This is a genomic window from Streptomyces tricolor, from assembly GCF_002155905.1.
Taxonomy (GTDB): Bacteria; Actinomycetota; Actinomycetes; order Streptomycetales; family Streptomycetaceae; genus Streptomyces; species Streptomyces tricolor.
The window spans coordinates 1-3750 of sequence record NZ_MUMF01000631.1 but is presented as its reverse complement, the minus strand read 5'-3'; the positions used below and the strand labels follow the sequence as shown (position 1 = coordinate 3750).

Sequence of the window (3750 nt, the reverse complement as noted above, 5' to 3'; positions counted from 1 at the left end):
GACCGGCCGGCCGGTCTCGGCGACCTGGCGCAGTTGGGTCAGGAAGCCGCGGCTGTGCTCGGCGTTCTCGACGGTGTCCGGGAAGTACCGGCCGAGCAGCGCCTCCTCGGGGACGCCCATCACATGGCAGGCGGCCTCGTTGACGCGCAGGTAGCGCTGCCGGAGGTCGAAGACGGACATGGACATGGACGCCTGCTGGAAGGCCTGGGCGGCCAGGGTGGCACCGGCGGCCGTGGCCGTGACGACGTAGCCGGCGGGCTGTCCGTCGGTGCCGGTGAGCGGGCACGCGGTGAGGAGCAGCTCGATGCGGTGGCCGTCGCGGTGGCGCAGGGCGACCGGGCCGGTGCGGGCGGCGAGGAGGTCGCCGGGGACGTCCTCGGCGAGCAGGCCGGCGGCGGGGCGGCCCACCACCTCGTCCGCCGGGTGGCCGGTGAGCAGCCGCGCGCCCTCGCTCCATCCGGTCACCGTGCCCTGGGCGTCGAGGACCGCCACCGCGGCAACATCGCTCATATGCCCCAGGATGTTCCGATTGTCCCGGGGCATCAAGCGGCGGGACGGTCCGTTTCAGCGCCGGTGGGCACGGAGCGCGGCGAGGGCCCGGTCGGCGTGGGTGTTCATGCGCAGCTCGCTGCGGACGATCTCCAGGACGGTCCGGTCCTCGGCGATCACGAAGGTGACGCGCTTGGTCGGCGCGAGGGAGAAGCCCCGTCTGACGCCGAACCGCTCGCGCACCGTGCCGTCGGGATCGGAGAGCAGGGGCATGCCGAGGCGGTGCCGGCCGGCGAACTCCTGCTGCTTGTCGACGCTGTCCCCGCTGATCCCGACGGGCCGGGCGCCGACGGCGGCGAACTCGGCGGCGAGGTCGCGGAAGTGGCAGGCCTCGGCGGTGCAGCCGGGGGTGAGGGCGGCGGGGTAGAAGAAGAGGACGACCGGACCGTCGGCCAGCAGCTCGGTGAGCCGGCGGGTGGTGCCGGTCTCGTCGGGCAGGGCGAAGTCCTCGGCCTTGTCCCCGATCGCGGGGTGCGCGGTCACGCCCGTCCCTCCCCGCCGCGCGCCACCCCGCGCGCCCACAGCACCAGCGGGAGCTGGAGAGGCAGCCGGGCGAGGGCCGCGGCCCTGAGCGGCGCCGGCCGGTCGCGCCAGTCGACGGCCATCTGGACGTTGGCCGGGAACACGCCGACGAAGAAGGCCGCTGCCGCCTTGGCGGCCGTCGCGCGGGTCCTCGGCGCCGCGATCCCGGCCGCCAGGGCCAGCTCGACGGCCCCGCTGGCGTACGTCCAGGCCCTGGGCGAACCCGGCAGCGCCCGGGGGACGATCACGTCGAACTGCCGCGGGGCGGCGAAGTGGGCGACCCCGGCTGCTGCCAGCAGGCCGGCGAGCAGCAGGGGTGAGCGTTCGGACCGGGGCACGGTTCCTCCTCTGGTGGCCTGCCGCCGGATATTACTGGACGGTAGGCGCGGGGGTTGCCCTTCGCTCCGGATGCGGCGCAGGACGCCGGTACGACGGCGGGAGCGGCCCGGCCGGTACGACGGCGGGAGCGGCCCGGCCGGCACGGCGAAGGGGGACCCGGCCGGTACGGCGGCGAAGGGCGGTCCGGCCGGTACGGCGGCGGGCCGCGGCCCGGCGCCGCACCCGGGGAGCGGGGGCGGCGGCGCCGGGCGCGTGGGTCGGGGCCGGCCGGCGGTGACCGGCTTCCGGCCCGCCTCGCCTGGGCGGACCGGTCACCACCGTGTCATCCGGTGCGGTACAGCTCGGTGAGCAGTTCCAGCACCGCCTGGAACGCCGGATGCGGATCGTCGCGCCACCAGGCGAGCCGTACGGCGACGGGTTCGGCGTCGCGCACCGGCCGGTAGCCGATGCCGGGCCTCGGGTACTGGTACGCGGTCGACTCGGCGGTCACCCCGACACCGCGTCCGGCGGCGATGAGGGTCAGCCAGTCGTCCACGTCATGGATGTCCTCGGTGGCCGGCCGGGCGTCCGCGGGCCACAGGTCGGGGCTGGCCGTGCCGGTACGGCGGTCCACGAGCAGGACCCGGTCGGCGAGGTCGGCGAGCCGCAGGGAGCGGCGCCGGGCGAGCGGATCGTCGGCGGCGAGCGCGCACAGCCGCCGCTCCAGCCCGACGATGGCGGTCTCGAAGCGCCGGTCGTCCAGCGGCCTGCGGACGACGGCGAGATCGCAGGCGCCCTCGGCGAGCCCCGCGGAGGGCGAGTTGACCCGCACCAGGTGCAGGTCGGTGTCGTGGTGGGCCGCGCTCCAGCGCCGCTGGAAGGCGACCGTGTGCCGGCCCAGCGCGGACCAGGCGTAGCCGACGCGCAGCCGGGTGTGACCCGAGGTGGCCTCGCGGACCAGATCGGACACGTCCGCGAGCACCCGGCGGGCCTGTGCCACGACACGCACCCCGGCGGCGGTGGGCGTCACCTCGCGGGAGGTGCGGCGCAGGAGCCGTACGCCCAGGGCGCGTTCGAGGGCGGCGAGGGTGCGGGAGACGGCGGCCTGGGAGACGCCCAGGGCGATCGCCGCGTCGGTGAAGGTGCCCTCGTCCACGATGGCCACCAGACAGCGCAACTGGCGCAGCTCTATGTCGTGCATACGCCGAGCGTATAGACCGACTCGGCCATGCATTTTGCGCAACTGCCAGGCACGCGCACGATCCGCGCATGCGACGAACTCTCCGACGCCCGGCGACGGCCGGGCCCTTGACCGCGTCGGCGGCCGTGGCCGCGCCGCCGTCCCGGCGGGCGGCCGGGGTGGCCGCCATGGCCGGCATGGCCGGCAGCGGCCTGTCCAACCAGGCCGGCGCCGCCGTCGGCGCGCTGGCCTTCCCCGTGCTCGGCCCGGTCGGCGTGGTGGCGGTACGGCAGTACGTCGCCGCGCTCGTGCTGCTCGCCGTGGCCCGGCCCCGGCTGCGCGCCTTCACCTGGCGGCAGTGGTGGCCCGTGCTGCTGCTCGGCGGGGTCTTCGGCACGATGAACCTCAGCCTGTACAGCGCCGCCGACCGGATCGGCCTGGGGCTCGCCGTGACCCTGGAGTTCCTCGGGCCGCTCACGATCGCGCTGGCCGGGTCCCGGCGCCGGCTGGACGCCGGGTGCGCGGTGCTGGCCGGGGCCGGGGTCGTGGTCCTGATGCGCCCGCGCCCCTCCGCCGACTACGCCGGGATGGCGCTCGGCCTGGCCGCCGCGTGCTGCTGGGCGTCGTACATCCTGCTCAACCGGGTGGTCGGGCGCCGTGTCCCCGGGGCGCAGGGCGCGGCGGCGGCCTCCGCGGTGTCCGCGCTGGCCTTCGTGCCGGTCGGCGTCGCCGTCGCGGCCGCCCACCCGCCGACGGCCGGTGCCGTCCTGTGCGCCGTGACCGCCGGCGTCCTCTCCTCGGCCGTGCCCTATCTGGCCGACCTGCTGACCCTGCGCCATGTGCCGGCGCAGACGTTCGGCCTCTTCATGAGCGTCAACCCGGTGCTGGCGGCCCTGGCCGGCTGGGCGATCCTCGGCCAGGGCCTCGGCACCGCGGAGTGGGCGGGCATCGCCGCGGTGGTGGCCGCCAACGCGGCGAGCCTCGCCACGCAACGCTGACGGCCGACGGCGACCTCGCGGACCGCGGCGCCCCGGCCCGCACACCCGGCCGGGACCGGCCCCGGCCCACCGACGGGCCGTGATCACCCGGGCGCCCACGGGTGGGGGCGCAGGGTCCGCGGCGCACGGCGCGCACTGCGCCCAGCAGGCGCGAGGTCCTCGACCAGGGCCTCGGCACCGCGG

At 76.8% G+C, this 3750-nt stretch carries 5 protein-coding genes; 1 reads left to right on the top strand and 4 read right to left on the bottom strand.

Annotated features, from left to right (window positions below; translation table 11 throughout):
- The 4 genes from CCN44_RS36010 to CCN44_RS35995 form a co-directional block, all read right to left on the bottom strand.
- On the bottom strand, positions 1 to 510 hold a 510-nt coding region (locus tag CCN44_RS36010; protein WP_143650221.1), incomplete at its 3' end, for a PAS domain-containing protein.
- Positions 511 to 564: 54 nt separating this feature from the next.
- Positions 565 to 1032: a peroxiredoxin gene (locus CCN44_RS36005; protein ID WP_059247338.1), complete on the bottom strand. Its 468-nt coding sequence runs from the start codon at positions 1030 to 1032 to the stop codon at positions 565 to 567.
- Positions 1029 to 1409, bottom strand: a complete 381-nt coding sequence (locus tag CCN44_RS36000) for a DoxX family protein (protein WP_059247339.1) — start codon at positions 1407 to 1409, stop codon at positions 1029 to 1031. The genes CCN44_RS36005 and CCN44_RS36000 overlap by 4 nt, the downstream gene beginning before the upstream one ends.
- A 323-nt stretch (positions 1410 to 1732) precedes the next feature.
- Positions 1733 to 2590, bottom strand: a complete 858-nt coding sequence (locus tag CCN44_RS35995) for a LysR family transcriptional regulator (protein WP_086702813.1) — start codon at positions 2588 to 2590, stop codon at positions 1733 to 1735.
- A gap of 167 nt (positions 2591 to 2757) precedes the next feature.
- Between CCN44_RS35995 and CCN44_RS35990 the strand changes: the two genes are divergently transcribed.
- A complete protein-coding gene (locus CCN44_RS35990) occupies positions 2758 to 3567 on the top strand; it encodes an EamA family transporter (RefSeq protein ID WP_086702817.1) in 810 nt (269 codons plus the stop codon).
- Positions 3568 to 3750: the final 183 nt, after the last annotated feature.